This is a genomic window from Mesorhizobium sp. WSM1386 (genome assembly GCF_055901595.1).
The window spans coordinates 1,582,059-1,598,096 of the sequence record NZ_CM148373.1; the positions used below are offsets into that span (position 1 = coordinate 1,582,059).

Sequence of the window (16,038 nt, forward strand, 5' to 3'; positions counted from 1 at the left end):
AACATGGCCTCCATAACAATACGCGGCGTCAAGAAGAACTACGCCAAGACGCAGGTCGTGCACGGCGTCGACCTCGATATCGCGTCGGGCGAATTCGTCGTCATCCTCGGGCCGTCGGGCTGCGGCAAGTCCACGCTGCTGCGCATGATCGCCGGGCTGGAGGATATCTCCGGTGGCGAGATCGCGATCGACGGCACGGTGGTCAACAGACTGGAGCCGCGCGAGCGCGGCTGCGCCATGGTGTTCCAGAACTACGCACTCTATCCGCATATGAGCGTGGCGCAGAACATCGGCTATTCGCTCAAGGTCGCCGGCGTTCCCGCCGCCGAGCGTACCCAGCGCATCCAGGCGGTCGCGCGCACGCTGGAACTCGAACAACTGCTCGACCGCAAGCCGATGGCGCTTTCCGGCGGCCAGCGGCAGCGCGTCGCCATGGGGCGCGCCATGATCCGCGAACCGAAAGTGTTCCTGTTCGACGAACCGTTGTCCAACCTCGATGCCAAGCTGCGCGTGCAGATGCGGTCGGAAATCCGCAAGCTGCACTGCCGGCTGAATGCCACCTCCGTTTTCGTCACCCATGACCAGGTCGAGGCGATGACGCTCGCCGATCGGCTGGTGGTGATGAATGGCGGACGGGTCGAGCAGGTCGGCACGCCTGGCGAGATCTATACCCGCCCGGCCAGCCGCTTCGTCGCCACCTTCGTCGGCGCGCCGGCAATGAACATGCTCGAAGGCACGGTCGAACTCGACGGGTTGTCGCTGCTCGACGGCAGCCGGCGCCTGACCATGGCCCGCGCTGGCCTGCCGATCGGCACCAAGGTGGCGATGGGCATCCGGCCGGAAGCCGTCCGGCTAGTGGCGCCGGGCACGACGGGCTCCCTCAAGGCCTCAGTCGACCTGGTCGAGGAACTGGGCGCCGGGCGTGTCATCTATGTCGATCTCGACGGGGCGCCGTTTTCGGTGATGACGTCGGAGGCCGTGCACCCCGAGCCCGGCAGTGCCGTCGGCCTGATGCTTTCGCCCAATGACATGCATTTCTTCTCGTCGGAGACGGGAACCCGGCTCGATGTCTTCAAGGCTTCCGTTCCCGAACCGGCGCTCTGACCCCGAAGCCTCCATCATCGCCGGAGACAGACTTCGCCTTCGACACCTCCAGGAAAGCATCATGAAAATCATTCAGGTCACGGATGTGCATCTTGGCCGTAGAGGCGAGCGCCGCTTCGGCGCGGACCTGCATCAGCGGCTGGCCTCATGCATCGCACACATCAATGCGCATCACGCCGATGCCGCACTTTGCGTCTTCACCGGCGACCTGACCGAGACCGGCGCGCCGGAGAGCTATGCCGATCTCAGGGCGGCTCTGAGCACGCTGCCGATGCCCTGGCGCCTGCTGCCGGGCAACCATGACAGGAGGGCCAATCTCGTCGCTGCGTTTCCGGAAATTCCGGTCGACGGGAACGGCTTCGTGCAGTCGATCCATGACAGCGGGGATGAAGTCTTGCTGTTCCTCGACTGCCTGGCGGAAGGACGCGTCGAAGGCGAACTGTGCGGAACGCGGCTTGCCTGGCTGGAAGCCCGGCTCGAACAATCAGCCGGCAGGCCCGCCTACATTTTCCTGCACCATCCGCCGGTCGCGCTCGGCCTGCCGCAGCTCGACCCGCTGGCGCTCGAACAACCCGAGCGGCTGCTGGGACTGCTGCGGGACCATGGCAATGTCCGCCACATCTTCTTCGGCCATGTCCATCGCGACATCGCCGGCTCGGTTGCCGGCATTCCGTTCTCGGCGCAGCGCGGCCTGCACGCTCGGTTCGAACTTGCGCTTGACCGATCGGGCGAGACCGTCGAGCAGGCGCCGCCCTCCTATGCGGTCATCCTCATCGACAGCGCCAACCAGCGCGTGGTCGTGCATGGCTGCGATTTTCTCGAGCGGTGGCCGGTCTATTCAGCCGAGACCGGCGCGCTCGTCTTGCCGGGGATCGCACCGGAGATGGACTGAGGCTGCATCCGCATAGGAGCCTCAGGCGAACACGTGCGCCTTGCCTGACACGGTGAGCCGCACGATCTCGCCGACCGCCGGTGCGTCCATGCCGGATTTGCGCAGGATCAGCGGCGTGTTGCCGATGGCGGCGGCGTCCGGCGGATCGAAATTGTTGAGGAGCCGCACCGCGATCGTGCATGTCGAGCCGGCGAATTCGGATTCCGTCACTTCGCCGAACAGCATGTCAGGGGTGCCCGACATGCCCTCGCGCGATGTCCGTTTCAGCGCGATCTGCTCCGGCCGCAGCATGATGCGGGCGACATCGCGGCTGTCCGGGGAGTCGACCGCGATGCGGCCCAGCGGCGAGCTGGCGAAGCCGCCCGATATCCTGGCCGGCAGGATGATGGCATCGCCGAGGAACTCGGCGATCATCCTGTCCTTCGGCCGAAGATAGAGCTCGCGCGGCGTGCCGACCTGCGAGAATTTTCCGTCGCGCATGACCGCCACCTGGGCCGCGAAGGACAGCGCCTCGGCCTGGTCGTGCGTCACCAGGATGGTGGTGATGCCGGCGGCCTCCAGCAGTTCGGCCACCGCCTTGCGCATCGAGGCGCGCAGGCCGGTGTCGAGCGCCGAGAACGGCTCGTCGAGCAGCATCAGCCTGGGCTTCATCGCCATGGCGCGGGCGAGCGCCACACGCTGCTGCTGGCCGCCGGAAAGCTCGTGCGGGCGGCGCTTGAGGATCGCCTTGTCCAGCCCGACGATATAGGCGAGCTCGACGATGCGTTCGGCGCGCCTGTCCTCGCTGCGGCTCATGCCGAAACCGATATTGTCCGATATGGTCAGATGCGGGAACAGGGCGCCGTCCTGCGCCACCACGCCAATGCCGCGGCGATGTGCCGGAACGGCAACGCCGCCATTGGCCAGCACCTCGCCGTCGAGCACGATGCGGCCCTGGTCCGGCGCCTCGAAGCCGGCTATCAGCCGCAGCAAGGTCGTCTTGCCGCAGCCGGATGGACCGACGATCGCCGTGCGGCTGCCGCTGGCGATGCTGAGGTCGACGCCGGCCAGTGCGGCGACCGGGCCGTAGTGCTTGTGCAGATCGCGGAGTTCAAGAAAGCTCATCGTCCGGCCATCCGTTTCGACTGGACATAGAGCAGCCAGGTCAGCGGCAGCGACATCGCCACCATGATGAAGGCGTAAGGGGCGGCCGAGGCGTAATCGATCTCGCCGCTGTAGGACCAGAACGCCATCGCCAGCGTGCGGGTGCCGTTCGGCGCCAGCATCTGGGTCGCGGTCAGCTCGTTCATGATGCCGAGCGCCACGAGGGCCATGCCGGCCGCCGCACCCGGCGCAGACAGGCGGATGGTCGTCGACCACAGCGCGTTGAGCGGACGCCGGCCGAGGCTGGACGCGGCGCGCTCGAGCTCGACCGGTGCCTGGGCGATCGACGCCCGCAGGCTGACCAGGGCACGTGGCAGGAACATGAGCGCATAAGCGACCAGGATGGTGAACAGCGTCTGATAGAGCGGCATGGCGATACGCACGGTGATGGTGACCAGAGCCAATGCAATGACCACACCCGGTAGCGAGCCGACGATGTAGTTGCAAGCTTCGAGCAGGCGCTGCAATGGCCCCGGCGCGCGGATCGAGATCCAGGCCATCGGCATGGCGGCGACGGTGGCAAGCAAAGCGCCGGCAAGCGACAGGAACAGCGTCTGGCTGAGAGCCAGGCCGATCTCGTCGAGCCGCCAGACATCGGCGCCGCCGGCGAGCAGCCAGCGGCCGATGGTCACGAACGGCACGCCAAGCGCCAGCAGCGTGACGACGGCAAGCAAGGCCAGGCTCGGGATGGTGGCATGGCCAAGGCGCGCCCTTTGCTGATGCCGCGCCGCGCCGGAGCCGACCCGGGCATAGCGTTCCTCGCCGCGCACCAGCACTTCCAGCCCCAGAAGCACGAAGCAGCAAGTCACCAGGACACCGGCCAGCATGTTGGCGGCCGGTCCATTGAAGGTCGACTGGAACTGATCGACGATCGCCGTGGTGAAGGTGTCGAAGCGGATGAAGACATAGAGGCCATATTCGGCCAGCAGATGCAGTCCGACCAGCAGCGAGCCGCCGCAGATCGCGAGCCTGAGCTGCGGCAGCACCACGCGCTGGAAGACGCGCCAGGGTCCAAGGCCAAGTGCCGCGGCCGCGTCCTCGAGGGCGGGATCGAGGCGACGCAGCGCCGCCGACACCGGCAGATAGAGAAAGGGGAAGTAGGCGATCACCGACACCAGCACGCCGGCCCACAGGCCGTGCAGCCCGGGCACCATGGTGATCCAGGCGTAGCTGTGCACGAAAGCGGGGATGGCGAGTGGGGCCACGCACAGCCAGGCCCAGAACCGGGCGCCGGGCAGGTCGCTGCGTTCGGTCAGCCAGGCGAGCGCCACCGATAGGACGATGGCGATCGGCACGGCCAACAGCACCAGCAGGCCGGTGTTGACGAGCAGCTCGCCGACCCGCGGCCGGAAGACCAGCGCTGAGACGGTCTCCCAGCCCGTTTGCATCGCGGTCCATACGATGAAGGCGAGCGGCAGCAGCGCCATCAGGGAGACGAAGATTGCGGCGGCGACGAGCCAGCGTGCCGCGCGTCGCCGCGCCTTTCGGCGCACCTTCGGCGGCAGGCCCGGGCGCGCGAAATCGACTGCCGACTGCATCAGCTCAGGCGCCGATCGGTTGCGGCGCGGCGGCGGCAATCATGGGACCACGGTCGCGGTCAGGAACGCAGCGTGTCGTCATGGACGAATGCATCTCGAAAACAAAACGCTCCCGCGGAAGGCAAAGTCCCGCGGGAGCACGGTCGGTTGCCCTTATTAGGACGAACGGCAACTAAAGCAAGCCGGCTGCCGTCATCAGGTCGGTGACCTTCTTGGAGTTCAGTGTCGCGGCGTCGACCTTCGGCGCCTGCAGGTCGACCAGCGGCACCAGCTTGGGATTGGACTCCGCGCCCTTGCCGACCGCGTATTCGAACGAGGTTCCGTTCTTCAGCACGTCCTGGCCGCCCTTGCCGGTCACCCATTTCAGGAAAGCCTGGGCTTCCTTCGGGTGCTTGCTGGAGGCGAGCACGCCGCCACCGGAAACGGAGACGAAAGCGCCCGGATCCTGGTTCTTGAAATAGTGCAGCGCGACGTTCTTGCTGTTTTCGCCGGTCTTGGCCTGATCGCCGAAATAGTAATAGTGATAGATCACGCCGCCTTCGATCTCGCCGGCGTTGACCGCCTTCATCACGGTGCTGTTGCCCTTATAGGCGGTGAAGTTCGCCTTCATCGCCTTCAGCCAGTCCGCCGTGGCGGCCTCGCCTTTGAGCTGCAGCAATGCGCTGACGATGGCCTGGAAATCGGCGCCCGAGGGCGACGCGGCCCAACGGCCTTTCCAGCTCGGGTCGGCGAGATCGAGCAGTGACTTGGGCAACTGGTCGGCCTTGAGCTTGGTGGTGTTGTAGGCAAAAACGGTGCTGCGCGCGGCCACACCCACCCATTTGCCGCTGGCCGCCTGGTAGTCCTGCGGGACCTGGGCCAGCGTGTCGGCGTCGACTGGCGCGAACAGGCCGGCATTCTCGACCAGCACCATGGCGGGCGAATTCTCCGTCAGGAACACGTCGGCGGGCGAGGCGGTGCCTTCGGCGACGATCTGGTTGGAGAAATCGCTGTCGCCGCCATTGCGCAAGGTAACCTTGATGCCGGTCTCCTTGGTGAACCCTGCGGCCCATTCCTTGGCCAGGCTTTCGTGCTGGGCGTTGTAGACGATGATGCCGGCATCTTCGGCCATGGCCGGACCGGCGGCCAGGCCGATTGCAAGCGCGGTGGCACCGGCAAGGGCGCAAAGGGTGTATTTCATGGCGTCATCCTCGATCTCGTTGGTCTTGGCACGCTGCACCTATCTATACCTGACATCGGTAGTCAACATTGTCGATCTGCTTCAATCGGTCGCTGAGCTACGACAGGGACAATTCCACGTGATGGAAGGCCGGATAGGCGGCTTCTTCGCCAAGCGTACTCGCAGCGCCTGTAAGGGGGTGGGCGGCCGGGCTTCAGGACCCGCAAACTTTCGTGACTTGCCCGTAGTTTGGCTTGGACATTATTTCGCCGGCCACGTAACAAATCAGTGCCGAAGCGCGAAAATCGGGGAGTGAACTCTTGTGAGCGGCAAGGACGAGGCCGAGCTTTCCCGGCTGTTGCGGGCCGCGATCGCGGGAGATGAAAGGGCCTACGCCGACTTTCTGCACCGGATCGCCGCGCTGGTGCGCGGTTTTGTCAGGCGCAAGATCGTGCAGGGCGGGGTCGATCCCGAGGATGTCGTGCAGGAAACCTTGCTGGCCATTCATGTGAAACGGCATACCTGGCGCCAGGACGCGCCGGTATTGCCCTGGGTCTATGCGATCGCCCGCTTCAAGCTTATCGATGCGTTCCGGCGGCGCGGACGGCGCATCGAGATCGACGTCGACGACATCGCCGAGACGTTCGCCGAGCCGGAAACCGAGACCGTCAGCGAACGCGACATCAACCGGGCCTTGGGCGGACTACCGCCGGCACAGCGTTCCGTGGTCTCGGCCATATCCGTGGAAGGCCGCTCGATCGGCGAGACGGCGGCGAAGTTCGGCATCAGCGAGACGGCGGTGCGCGTGTCGCTGCATCGAGGGCTTGCCGCGATAGCCAAGAGATTTGGGCAGGGGCGATTCGGGCGGGAATGACATGAGGACGGACGATCTCATCAAGGCCCTGGACGCCGATGCAGGCAGCAAGGCGATGCCGTTGCGCTCGGCGTGGTGGCTGGCCGCCGGTGCGGCCATTGTCATCGCGGCTGTCGTTTTCCTGCTCACGATCGGTCCGCGTCCCGACTTCATGGCGGCCGCGCACACGATGCGCTTTTTGTCCAAATTCGTTTTCACCATCGTGCTGGCCATCAGCGCCTTTGCCCTGATCCGCGCCCTATCGACGCCAGGTGCCGCGACAGGCCGGGCCATGGCCGGCATGATTGCCGCGCCGCTGCTGGTGGCCGTGGCGGTGGGCCTGGAGCTCTTCATGGTGCCGGAGGCGCTGTGGGGCACTCGCATGGTCGGCTCCAACATGATGATCTGCATGGGCTTCATCCCGCTGATCGGGATCGGCCCGCTTGCGATCTTCCTTTGGATGCTGCGTTACGGCGCGCCGACGCGGCCCGTGCTAGCCGGCACGGTCGCGGGCCTGCTCGCCGGGGGGCTGGCCGCGACCTTCTATGCCGCGCACTGTTTCGACGATTCGCCGCTTTTCGTTGCCACCTGGTATACGATCGCGATCGCGGCGCTCGCCTTGCTTGGCGCGCTCGGCGGACGGTTTTTCGTGCGCTGGTAGCACGATACCGCGTCCCGGCCGATGCATACCGATCCTTAATCATGCCGGCAATTGTTTGCCGGTTTCCCCTGCCGCCAGTACCCCAGACGCAACCTTTCCTTAAAATCGATCCTTCAAGGTTTTCACGGGAAGAAGCGATTGCCCACGGGGGTGGCACGGATCGTGACATTGCGAGGAACCATCGGGCCAGGAGTCTACAGGCAGGCAGCGCTGGCGCTGCTTGTGGCCTGCGTTGCCATGGTGGCGGCCTCGATCCTGCTCGCGAGGCTGAGCCTCGATGCCAAGGCGCTCAAGCTCTCCCTGCAAGTGTCGGTCGCGGTGGCGGTCGGCGCGCTTTTCCTCGCCGGCCTGTTCATTCGCCGCATCTCCGACGACCGGCGGCAGATCGCGGAGAGCGAGCAGCGGTTCCGCCGGGCCATGGAAGATTCGGCGATCGGCATCGCGGTCGTCGGGTTGGACGGGCGCATCATCGAGGCCAATCCGGCCTTCGCGGCCATGCTTGGCTACAGCCGCGAGGAGATCGAGGCGCTGACCTTCTTCCAGATCACGCATCCCGACGACCTGCAGATCGGGCGCGAAACGATGGACGGCCTGAAGGCGGGCACCGTCCACGCCTTCCAGTTCGAGAAGCGCTACCTCAAGAAGGACGGCACACCCATCTGGGCTCATCTTGCCGGCTCCGTCATTCGTGACGAGACAAGCGGGCGGCCGCTCTATCTCGTGTCGCAGATCGAGGACATCGACGCGCGCAAGCAGGCCGAGGTGCGTATTGCCGAGGCCGAAACGCGCTGGAATTTCGCGCTGGCCGGCGCCGGTCAAGGCGTCTGGGACCTCGACATGCGCAAGGGCGGCACGACCTACTCCTCGACCTGGGTCAAGATGCTCGGCTATGCCGACGGCGAACTCGATGGCGACCCCGACCATTGGCTGACGATGATCCATCCCGACGATCGCGAGGCTGTTGCCACTGCGGATCGGGCGCATCTCGACGGCAACACGGAATTCTTCGAAGCCGAGTTCAGGATGCGTCATAAGGACGGCCACTGGGTGTGGATCCTCGACCGCGGCAAAGCCATCGAACGCGACGCGGCCGGGCGTTTGACCAGGGCCATCGGCAGCTTGACCGACATCACCCGGCGCAAGGAGGCCGAAGAGCGCCTGACGGTCTCAGCGGCAATGCTGGCCGACGAGAAGGAACGGCTCAGGGTGACGCTGCAGTCCATCGGTGATGCGGTCATCTGCACCGATGCCGCAAATCGCGTCACCTTCATGAACCCGGTCGCCGAGAAGCTGACCGGCGTTTCCGGCGACGAGGCGCTCGGCAAGACGCTCGGCCATGTCTATTGGGCGGTCGACGAGGAGACGGGGCAGAGGATCGGCGTGGCACGGCCGGCGATCGGAGCGGCGGCGCCCTCCGACCAGAACAGCCGAGCCGTGCTCATCCGGCGCGACGACACGCGCTGCAGCATCCGCCAGGTGGTGTCGCCGATCATCAACGAGCGCAACGAATTCTGCGGGCTGGTCATCGTCTTCCAGGATTTCACGGATGCGCGGGCCCTGCAGCGGCAGCTTGCCCATGCCGCCGCGCACGACGCGCTGACCGGCCTTGCCAATCGTTCGAGCTTCATCCGCACCATGGAGGAATTGGTCGATCAGGCCCGTAAGGACGCCGCGGCGGCTGGAGGCGGCAGGCATCAGTTCATGTTCATCGACCTCGACCACTTCAAACTGGTCAACGACACCGGCGGTCACGCTGCCGGAGACGCTTTGCTGAAGCGGGTCGCCGAGGCTGTTCGCGGCGTGCTCGACCCTGAAGATATCGTGGCGCGGCTGGGTGGCGACGAATTCGCAGTCATCCTGAAATCGGCTTCGACCGCTAGCGCCGGGATCGCGGCACGCTCGATCATCGATGCGATAGCCGGCCTGGATTTCACCTGGGATGATCGGCCGCACGCGATCGGCGCGAGCATCGGGCTTACCGCGATCTGCGCCGATTGCGGCGAAGTCGACGAGATCATCGCAAGGGCCGACGCCGCTTGCTATGCGGCCAAGGCGGCCGGCCGCGGATGCGTTTCCGTGGCGCTGGACGATAAGATCAACGACGACAGGTCGGAACCATCCAAGCCGCTCGCCGCAGCATCCTGAACGGCCGACGCGTCACACTTTTTCCTGGAATTGCGTCAGCGCGTCGGAACGGGGTGCTCGCCGCGATAGTCATAGAAGCCGCGTCCGGTCTTGCGGCCGAGCCAGCCGGCCTCGACATATTTGACCAGCAGCGGGCAGGGGCGATATTTCGAGTCCGACAGGCCGTCATGCAGCACCTGCATGATCGACAGGCAGGTATCGAGCCCAATGAAATCGGCCAGCTGCAGCGGTCCCATCGGGTGGTTGGCGCCGAGCCGCATGGCGGTGTCGATGGCATCGACCGAGCCGACACCCTCATAGAGCGTGTAGATTGCCTCGTTGATCATCGGCAGCAGGATACGGTTGACGATGAAGGCCGGGAAATCCTCCGAGACCGTGATCGTCTTGTCGAGCTGCTTCACATAGGTCTTTGCCGCCTCGAAGGTCTGGTCCTCGGTGGCGATGCCGCGCACCAGTTCGACCAGCTTCATCAGCGGGACGGGATTCATGAAATGTATGCCGATGAAGCGTTCCGGCCTGTCGGTCTGCGCGGCGAGCCGCGTGATCGAGATCGACGAGGTGTTGGTCGCCAGGATGGCTTCAGGATTGAGCTGCGGGCAGAGCTGGGCGTAGATCTTGCGCTTGACCGTCTCGTCCTCGGTGGCCGCCTCGATCACCAGATCGGCGCCGGCCAGATCGGCCATCGCCGGTGCGGACGCAATGCGCGCCATCGCCTGGTTGCGCAGCTTCTCGTCGAGCTTGCCGGACCCCACCTGGCGGGCCATGTTGCCGCTGATGGTGGCGATGCCCTTCTCGATGCGGTCGGGCGAAATATCGTAGATCAGCACCTTATAGCCCGATAGCGCGGAGACATGGGCGATGCCGCCGCCCATCTGGCCTGCGCCGATGATGCCGATCGTCTCGATCTTGCTCATTACACCGATCCCGTCCGGAGCCCTTCCGCCTGAACCGCGAAAGCGCTCCACCTCTTTGTCTTACCGCAATTCCGGACGCAAAACCGCTGCGCACTTTTGCTGGAATTGCTTTTAGCCTTTGCGGCCTGCTTTTTGTGCGGTGCAAACTAAAAGGGCGGGGCGACTTCGTCTACCCCACCCCTGGTATTTAATACGCTTTGCCAGAGAGCGTCAAAGCGCCTTCTGCAACTCCGGCAGGACGACGAAGAGATCGCCGACGAGGCCGTAGTCGGCAACCTGGAAGATCGGCGCCTCCTCGTCCTTGTTGATGGCGACGATGACCTTGGAATCCTTCATGCCGGCAAGGTGCTGGATGGCGCCGGAAATGCCGACCGCGATATAGAGATCGGGGGCGACGACCTTGCCGGTCTGGCCGACCTGCCAGTCGTTCGGCGCATAGCCGGCGTCGACGGCGGCGCGGGACGCACCGACGGCGGCACCGAGCTTGTCGGCGACCGGCAGGATGACCTCCTGGAACTTCTCCGAGGAGCCGAGCGCACGGCCGCCCGAGATGATGATCTTGGCCGAGGTCAGTTCCGGACGGTCGGTCTCCGACAGCTTGTTTTCGACAAAGGAGGACAGACCGGGGTTGGCTGCGGCCTTCACCGTCTCGACCGCTGCCGAGCCGCCCTCGGGTGCCGCCTGGAAGGAGGCGGTGCGCACGGTGATGACCTTCTTGGCGTCGGTCGACTGCACGGTCTGGATGGCGTTGCCGGCATAGATCGGCCGCTTGAAAGTATCAGGCGACACCACTTCGATAATCTCGGACACTTGCGCGACATCGAGCAGGGCCGCCACGCGCGGCGTGACGTTCTTGCCCGACGAGGTCGCCGGCGCGATGATGGTGTCGTAGCCGCCAGCCAGCGACACGACGAGTGCCGCGGTCGGCTCGGCGAGGTGCTCGGCGAGTTCGTCGGCCTCGGCGAGCAGCACCTTGCTCACGCCCTTGAGCTTGGCGGCGGCGTCAGCCGCGCCCTTGGCGCTCTTGCCGGCCACCAGCACATGCACGTCCGAGCCGATCTGCAGGGCCGCCGAAAGCGCCTTGGCGGTCTGGTCGGAAAGGGTGGCGTTGTCGTGTTCGGCGATGAGGAGAATGGTCATGTTATCTGTTCCTTCCGATCTCAGAGCACGCCGGCTTCGTTCTTCAGCTTGTCGACAAGTTCGGCGACGCTCTTGACCTTGACGCCCGCCTTGCGGCCGCTCGGCTCCTCGGTCTTGATGACCTTGAGGCGCGGCTTGACGTCGGCGCCGTAATCGGCCGGGCTCTTCTCGTCGAGCGGCTTCTTCTTGGCCTTCATGATGTTGGGCAGCGAAGCATAGCGCGGCTGGTTGAGGCGAAGATCGGCGGTGACGATCGCCGGCATCTTCAGTTCCACCGTCTGCAGGCCGCCGTCGACCTCGCGCGTCACCTTGGCCTTGTCGCCGTCGAGCACGACCTTGGAGGCGAATGTCCCTTGAGCCCAGCCCAGAAGCGCGGCCAGCATCTGGCCGGTCTGATTGCTGTCGTCGTCGATCGCCTGCTTGCCGAGGATGACGAGCCCGGGCTGCTCGGCATCGACCACGCCCTTCAGCACCTTGGCGACACCGAGCGGCTCGGTCTGTTCGTCGGTCTTGACCAGGATGGCGCGGTCGGCGCCCATGGCGAGCGCGGTGCGCAAGGTTTCCTGCGCCTGCTGCGGTCCGATAGAAACGACGATGATCTCTTCGGCCTTGCCGGCTTCCTTCAGCCGGATCGCCTCTTCGACCGCGATCTCGTCGAACGGGTTCATCGCCATCTTGACGTTGGCGAGTTCAACCGACGAACCATCAGCCTTCACGCGAACCTTCACATTCGCATCCACAACCCGCTTCACGGGCACAAGGATCTTCATTTGCCTGTCACCTCTTCACGCTAGTTGGGCGCGCTATAACAGCCTGCGCCCCTTCTGAGTTGTCGAAAGCCGACATTCCTGACTAAATTCCGGCCAGACGGAATTCTGGCCGGATGGAAATTCTGGTCTTTGCCCGCCTTTAGGCTGCGGCGGAGACGTTTCCGTAGTTGCGGCAACCCTTGACGTCAATACGCCGCAAGCGGCTCAAATCGGTTCAGTTCGGGCCGGAAGGGTTTCCCCGGCCCCAGCGCGTCGTCGCGGCGGACGGCTCGGGCGTTGCCGGCCGGGCCGCGAGCGGCGGCGGCTCGGGAGCGGCGGCCGGGATATCCTCGTCGGCGACTGCAAACAGCGGCACGCCACGGCTGCGCAGGACAAGCACCAGTACGGCTCCGGCGATGATGCCTCCGATGTGGCAGGCCCAGGAAATCTGGTCCTCGCCACCAGCGGCGAACATGACGATCTGGAACAGCACCCACAGGATGAGCGGAATGAAGGCCGGAATGCGAAGGGGTATGCGGGCAAAGGCCAGTACCCAGACCTTCACCCTGGGATAAAGGATCAGATAGGCGACGACCACGCCGGCGATGGCGCCGGACGCGCCGATCAGCGGCACTTGGGAGTCCCATGCGACCAGCCCCTGGAAGGCGGCGCCGGCGACGGCGCACAGGAGATAGAAGATCAGGTAGCGGATATGGCCGAGCGCGTCCTCGACATTGTCGCCGAACACCCACAGGAACAGCATGTTGCCGCCGAGGTGGAAGATGTCGGCGTGCAGGAAGGAGTAGGTGAGGTAGCTCAGGCTTTCCGGGATGACGATGAAGCGCGGGTCGAGTTCCGCCGTGTTGTGGACGACGGACGGGATGAAGCCGAGGCCGAGCACGGCGGCATTGGTGAAGTTCTCGCCGCCGAGTGCGGTGGCGCAATAAACCAGCGCGTTGGCCACGATCAGGCCGATCGTCACATATTGCAGCCGGATATGGCGAAGCCTGTTGGTGTCGTAAAGCGGGATGAACATGCGTGTCTGGTTCCCTTCCGCTTTTCGATCCGTTCAGCGGTTCTTGCCGGGAACCCATAGCACGTCGGCATTTCCGTTGTCATTGACCGCGCGGGCGGCGACAAACAGGAAATCCGAGACGCGATTGATGTATTTCAGCCCGTCGCCATTGACGTGTTCCGCCGGATCCTGGGCGAGCGCCACCATCAGCCGTTCGGCCCGCCGCGCCACCGTGCGGGCGAGATGCAGGGCCGCCGCCGCCGGCGTGCCGCCGTTCAGCACGAAGGATTTGAGCGGCTGGAGATCCTTGTTGAGGAGGTCGATGTCCTTCTCGACACGGTCGGTCTGCGCGGCGGTGATCCGCAAGGGCTCATAGCCGAGCGGCTTGCCGTCGTCGGGCACCGCCAGGTCGGCGCCGAGGTCGAAGAAGTCGTTCTGGATGCGCGAAAGCATGGCATCGATCGCCGGGTGGGTTCCCGCCGTGTGCACGCGCGCCATGCCGATGCAGGCATTGGCTTCGTCGACCGTGCCGTAGGCATCCACCCGCAGATCGGATTTCAGCCGCCTTTCGCCGGTGCCGAGGCCCGTTGTGCCGTCATCGCCGGTGCGGGTGTAGATCTTGTTGAGCTTGACCACATCGCCTCCTGAACGACGTCACTTGCGGGTGAAATACACCGCCAGCAGGATCAGCAACAGCGCCACGGCCTGCAGCATGACGCGCGCCTGCATCAGCTTGTTCGATGTGACGCCGGAACCGCCGCGCATCATGTTGATGAGGCCGCGGACCAGCACGATTGCCACGGCGACCATGACCAGAATGGCGAGGATGTTGAAGACGGTTGCCATGTTGCGTTCCAGTTGTTTCGGGTTAGGCGCGTTTGGCCATCAGGCGGTAGAGCATCGATGCCGGCAGCAAGCGCTTGAGCGCCGCGCCGATCCTGGCCGGCACTGTTACCACATAGTGCGGGCGCGGGCGCCGCGACAGAAGTGCATGGCGTAGAACCTTGTAGACCACTTCCGGCCCGGGCTTCAGCGCCGACTGGCTGCCGCCGGCGCGCAGCCGCTCCAACTGTGCCGCATAGTCCACGCGATGCACGGAATTCTCGAGGTCGATGTTTTTCAGGAACCAGGGCAGGCCGTTGCTGGCGATCTTCGATTTCACCGGCCCCGGCTCGATCAGCGAAACATGGACGCCGCTGCCTTCCAGTTCCTGGCGCTGGCAGAGCATCAGGGCCTCGAGCGCATGCTTCGATGCCGAATAGGCGCCGCGAAAGCGCACCGGCACCAGGCCAAGGATCGACGAGCAATGGACGATGCGGCCATGGCCCTGGCGGCGCATCACCGGCACCAGACGGCGGGTCAAGTCATGCCAGCCGAAAAAATTGACCTCGAACTGCTGCTTGAGCGCCGCCACGGACAAGTCCTCGACGGCGCCGGCCTGCGCGTAGGCGCCGTTATTGAACAGCGCGTCCAGCCTTCCGCCGGTGCGTTCGAGCACTGAAGTCACCAGGGCGGCGATCGAACCCGGATCGCTGTAGTCGAGATGGAAGGCCTCGATGCCGTCGGTTTCGAGAGCGGCGATGTCTTCGGGTTTTCGCGCCGTCGCGAACACCCGCCAGCCCTCGGCCTTCAATGCGCGTGCGCAATAAGCGCCTATGCCGGAGGACGCACCGGTGACGATGATGGTGCGCAACTCTGTTGCGGGCGAATTCGTGGTTTGACGAAGGGTTGCCATTTGCCGCATTCACTTCCCATATTCGCGGCGTCGAGACAATCGAAGGGAGCGCGCGTTCTTGCTGCGGAATATTGTCGCCCTGCGCCGCGTGCTCTACGACGCGATCGGCCATTTCAATACCGATGACGGCTGGGCGATGGCCAGCCATCTGGCGATCACCTCGCTGATGGCGCTGTTTCCGTTCCTGATCTTCGCCACCACGCTGGGCAGCTTCCTCGGCGCCCAGGCCTTCGCCGACACGGCCGTGCATCTGGTCTTCGACACCTGGCCGGATCAGATCGCCAAGCCGATCGCGCATGAGGTGCTGAACGTGCTGACCGTCAGGCGCACCGACCTGTTGACCTACGGCGTGCTGCTGGCGGCCTATTTCGCCTCGAACGGCATCGAGGCGCTGCGCACGTCGCTCAACCGGGCTTACCGCGTCACGGAGACGCGCGGCATCATCTATCGCCGGGTGCAGAGCATCTTCTTCGTGCTGATCGCGACCGCCGGGTTCCTGGCAATCAGCGTGCTCCTGGTGTTCGCGCCGCTGCTGGCGCGGCTGGCGGAAGCCCATTTCGAGTGGATCAAGCCCTATACCGGCACGATCACGCTGTGGCGCTACGTCATCGCCTCAGCCGTCATCATCGGCGGCTTGTTTGCCGTCCACTACTGGCTGCCGGCCGGCCAGCGCCGTTTCGTCTCGCTGGTGCCCGGCATCATCTTCACACTGGCCGCATGGCTTATCGGCTCGACCATATTCGCCACCTATCTCGACCATTTCTCGTCCTATGTGACGACCTATGCTGGTCTCGCCTCGATCATGATCGCGGTGGTTTTCCTCTACATCGTCTCGGCGATCTTCATCCTCGGTGGCGAGCTCAATGCCGCGATCAGCCGCTATCTGGAGGCACGTGCGCGGGTGGGATGACGGCTGAGGAACTAGGAATTTAAGAATTGGAGAATTGAAGAAAAAGCGGGCCATATCTGGCGCTGTATGCTTCTTCCTCA

The 16,038-nt window shown here is 64.7% G+C and carries 16 protein-coding genes; 6 read left to right on the forward strand and 10 right to left on the reverse strand.

Annotated elements, in window-relative coordinates:
- The first annotated feature begins 3 nt into the window (after positions 1–3).
- On the forward strand, positions 4–1,104 hold the full coding sequence (locus AC0NIH_RS07755; protein WP_473463601.1) for a sn-glycerol-3-phosphate import ATP-binding protein UgpC: 1,101 nt from the start codon (positions 4–6) through the stop codon (positions 1,102–1,104).
- A gap of 61 nt (positions 1,105–1,165) precedes the next feature.
- Positions 1,166–1,996, forward strand: a complete 831-nt coding sequence (locus AC0NIH_RS07760) for a phosphodiesterase (protein ID WP_473463604.1) — start codon at positions 1,166–1,168, stop codon at positions 1,994–1,996.
- A gap of 21 nt (positions 1,997–2,017) precedes the next feature.
- Here AC0NIH_RS07760 and AC0NIH_RS07765 read toward each other — a convergent pair whose 3' ends face one another.
- The 3 genes from AC0NIH_RS07765 to AC0NIH_RS07775 form a co-directional block, all read right to left on the reverse strand.
- Positions 2,018–3,100 (reverse strand): ABC transporter ATP-binding protein, encoded by a 1,083-nt coding sequence (locus AC0NIH_RS07765; RefSeq protein ID WP_023763897.1) that lies wholly within the window; start codon positions 3,098–3,100, stop codon positions 2,018–2,020.
- Complete coding sequence (locus AC0NIH_RS07770) at positions 3,097–4,677, reverse strand: ABC transporter permease (protein WP_473463606.1); 1,581 nt, start codon at positions 4,675–4,677, stop codon at positions 3,097–3,099. Before AC0NIH_RS07770 ends, AC0NIH_RS07765 begins: the two co-directional genes overlap by 4 nt.
- Before the next feature lie 172 nt (positions 4,678–4,849).
- Entirely contained in the window at positions 4,850–5,857 is a 1,008-nt protein-coding gene (locus tag AC0NIH_RS07775) for an iron ABC transporter substrate-binding protein (RefSeq protein WP_041164568.1), read from the reverse strand.
- A gap of 301 nt (positions 5,858–6,158) precedes the next feature.
- Between AC0NIH_RS07775 and AC0NIH_RS07780 the strand changes: the two genes are divergently transcribed.
- The 3 genes from AC0NIH_RS07780 to AC0NIH_RS07790 all read left to right on the forward strand — a co-directional run bounded on the left by AC0NIH_RS07780 (position 6,159) and on the right by AC0NIH_RS07790 (position 9,495).
- Positions 6,159–6,710 carry a sigma-70 family RNA polymerase sigma factor gene (locus AC0NIH_RS07780; protein ID WP_013892831.1) on the forward strand — a complete coding sequence of 184 codons (552 nt, stop codon included), beginning with the start codon at positions 6,159–6,161 and terminating at the stop codon, positions 6,708–6,710.
- A gap of 1 nt (position 6,711) precedes the next feature.
- Positions 6,712–7,350 carry an NrsF family protein gene (locus tag AC0NIH_RS07785; protein ID WP_473463609.1) on the forward strand — a complete coding sequence of 213 codons (639 nt, stop codon included), beginning with the start codon at positions 6,712–6,714 and terminating at the stop codon, positions 7,348–7,350.
- Positions 7,351–7,512: 162 nt separating this feature from the next.
- Entirely contained in the window at positions 7,513–9,495 is a 1,983-nt protein-coding gene (locus AC0NIH_RS07790) for a PAS domain S-box protein (RefSeq protein WP_473463611.1), read from the forward strand.
- A gap of 35 nt (positions 9,496–9,530) precedes the next feature.
- Here AC0NIH_RS07790 and AC0NIH_RS07795 read toward each other — a convergent pair whose 3' ends face one another.
- From AC0NIH_RS07795 to AC0NIH_RS07825, 7 genes are all read right to left on the reverse strand, one after another.
- The gene (locus AC0NIH_RS07795) at positions 9,531–10,409 is read right to left on the reverse strand and encodes a 3-hydroxybutyryl-CoA dehydrogenase (protein WP_013892834.1); all 879 of its coding nucleotides are present in this window, start codon (positions 10,407–10,409) and stop codon (positions 9,531–9,533) included.
- Between the two features lie 210 nt (positions 10,410–10,619).
- Positions 10,620–11,549 (reverse strand): electron transfer flavoprotein subunit alpha/FixB family protein, encoded by a 930-nt coding sequence (locus AC0NIH_RS07800; protein ID WP_224686586.1) that lies wholly within the window; start codon positions 11,547–11,549, stop codon positions 10,620–10,622.
- A gap of 20 nt (positions 11,550–11,569) precedes the next feature.
- Positions 11,570–12,319 carry an electron transfer flavoprotein subunit beta/FixA family protein gene (locus AC0NIH_RS07805; RefSeq protein ID WP_473463615.1) on the reverse strand — a complete coding sequence of 250 codons (750 nt, stop codon included), beginning with the start codon at positions 12,317–12,319 and terminating at the stop codon, positions 11,570–11,572.
- A 214-nt stretch (positions 12,320–12,533) separates the two neighbouring features.
- Positions 12,534–13,334 (reverse strand): rhomboid family intramembrane serine protease, encoded by an 801-nt coding sequence (locus AC0NIH_RS07810; RefSeq protein ID WP_473463618.1) that lies wholly within the window; start codon positions 13,332–13,334, stop codon positions 12,534–12,536.
- Between the two features lie 33 nt (positions 13,335–13,367).
- On the reverse strand, positions 13,368–13,949 hold the full coding sequence (locus AC0NIH_RS07815; RefSeq protein ID WP_023780291.1) for a cob(I)yrinic acid a,c-diamide adenosyltransferase: 582 nt from the start codon (positions 13,947–13,949) through the stop codon (positions 13,368–13,370).
- 18 nt (positions 13,950–13,967) lie between these two features.
- A complete protein-coding gene (locus AC0NIH_RS07820) occupies positions 13,968–14,159 on the reverse strand; it encodes a twin transmembrane helix small protein (protein ID WP_013892839.1) in 192 nt (63 codons plus the stop codon).
- Positions 14,160–14,181: 22 nt separating this feature from the next.
- Positions 14,182–15,048, reverse strand: a complete 867-nt coding sequence (locus AC0NIH_RS07825; RefSeq protein ID WP_473463620.1) for an SDR family oxidoreductase — start codon at positions 15,046–15,048, stop codon at positions 14,182–14,184.
- Positions 15,049–15,106: 58 nt separating this feature from the next.
- Between AC0NIH_RS07825 and AC0NIH_RS07830 the strand changes: the two genes are divergently transcribed.
- Positions 15,107–15,958 (forward strand): YihY/virulence factor BrkB family protein, encoded by an 852-nt coding sequence (locus AC0NIH_RS07830; RefSeq protein ID WP_031250575.1) that lies wholly within the window; start codon positions 15,107–15,109, stop codon positions 15,956–15,958.
- Positions 15,959–16,038: the final 80 nt, after the last annotated feature.

What these genes read in the sequence shown, in the direction of transcription:
- AC0NIH_RS07800 (WP_224686586.1), bottom strand. Translation starts at nt 11,549, where the DNA reads ATGACCATTCTCCTCATCGCCGAACACGACAACGCCACCCTTTCCGAC.
- AC0NIH_RS07775 (WP_041164568.1), bottom strand. Translation starts at nt 5,857, where the DNA reads ATGAAATACACCCTTTGCGCCCTTGCCGGTGCCACCGCGCTTGCAATC.
- AC0NIH_RS07805 (WP_473463615.1), bottom strand. Translation starts at nt 12,319, where the DNA reads ATGAAGATCCTTGTGCCCGTGAAGCGGGTTGTGGATGCGAATGTGAAG.
- AC0NIH_RS07820 (WP_013892839.1), bottom strand. Translation starts at nt 14,159, where the DNA reads ATGGCAACCGTCTTCAACATCCTCGCCATTCTGGTCATGGTCGCCGTG.
- AC0NIH_RS07795 (WP_013892834.1), bottom strand. Translation starts at nt 10,409, where the DNA reads ATGAGCAAGATCGAGACGATCGGCATCATCGGCGCAGGCCAGATGGGC.
- AC0NIH_RS07765 (WP_023763897.1), bottom strand. Translation starts at nt 3,100, where the DNA reads ATGAGCTTTCTTGAACTCCGCGATCTGCACAAGCACTACGGCCCGGTC.
- AC0NIH_RS07755 (WP_473463601.1), top strand. Translation starts at nt 4, where the DNA reads ATGGCCTCCATAACAATACGCGGCGTCAAGAAGAACTACGCCAAGACG.
- AC0NIH_RS07760 (WP_473463604.1), top strand. Translation starts at nt 1,166, where the DNA reads ATGAAAATCATTCAGGTCACGGATGTGCATCTTGGCCGTAGAGGCGAG.
- AC0NIH_RS07785 (WP_473463609.1), top strand. Translation starts at nt 6,712, where the DNA reads ATGAGGACGGACGATCTCATCAAGGCCCTGGACGCCGATGCAGGCAGC.
- AC0NIH_RS07810 (WP_473463618.1), bottom strand. Translation starts at nt 13,334, where the DNA reads ATGTTCATCCCGCTTTACGACACCAACAGGCTTCGCCATATCCGGCTG.
- AC0NIH_RS07770 (WP_473463606.1), bottom strand. Translation starts at nt 4,677, where the DNA reads ATGCAGTCGGCAGTCGATTTCGCGCGCCCGGGCCTGCCGCCGAAGGTG.
- AC0NIH_RS07825 (WP_473463620.1), bottom strand. Translation starts at nt 15,048, where the DNA reads ATGGCAACCCTTCGTCAAACCACGAATTCGCCCGCAACAGAGTTGCGC.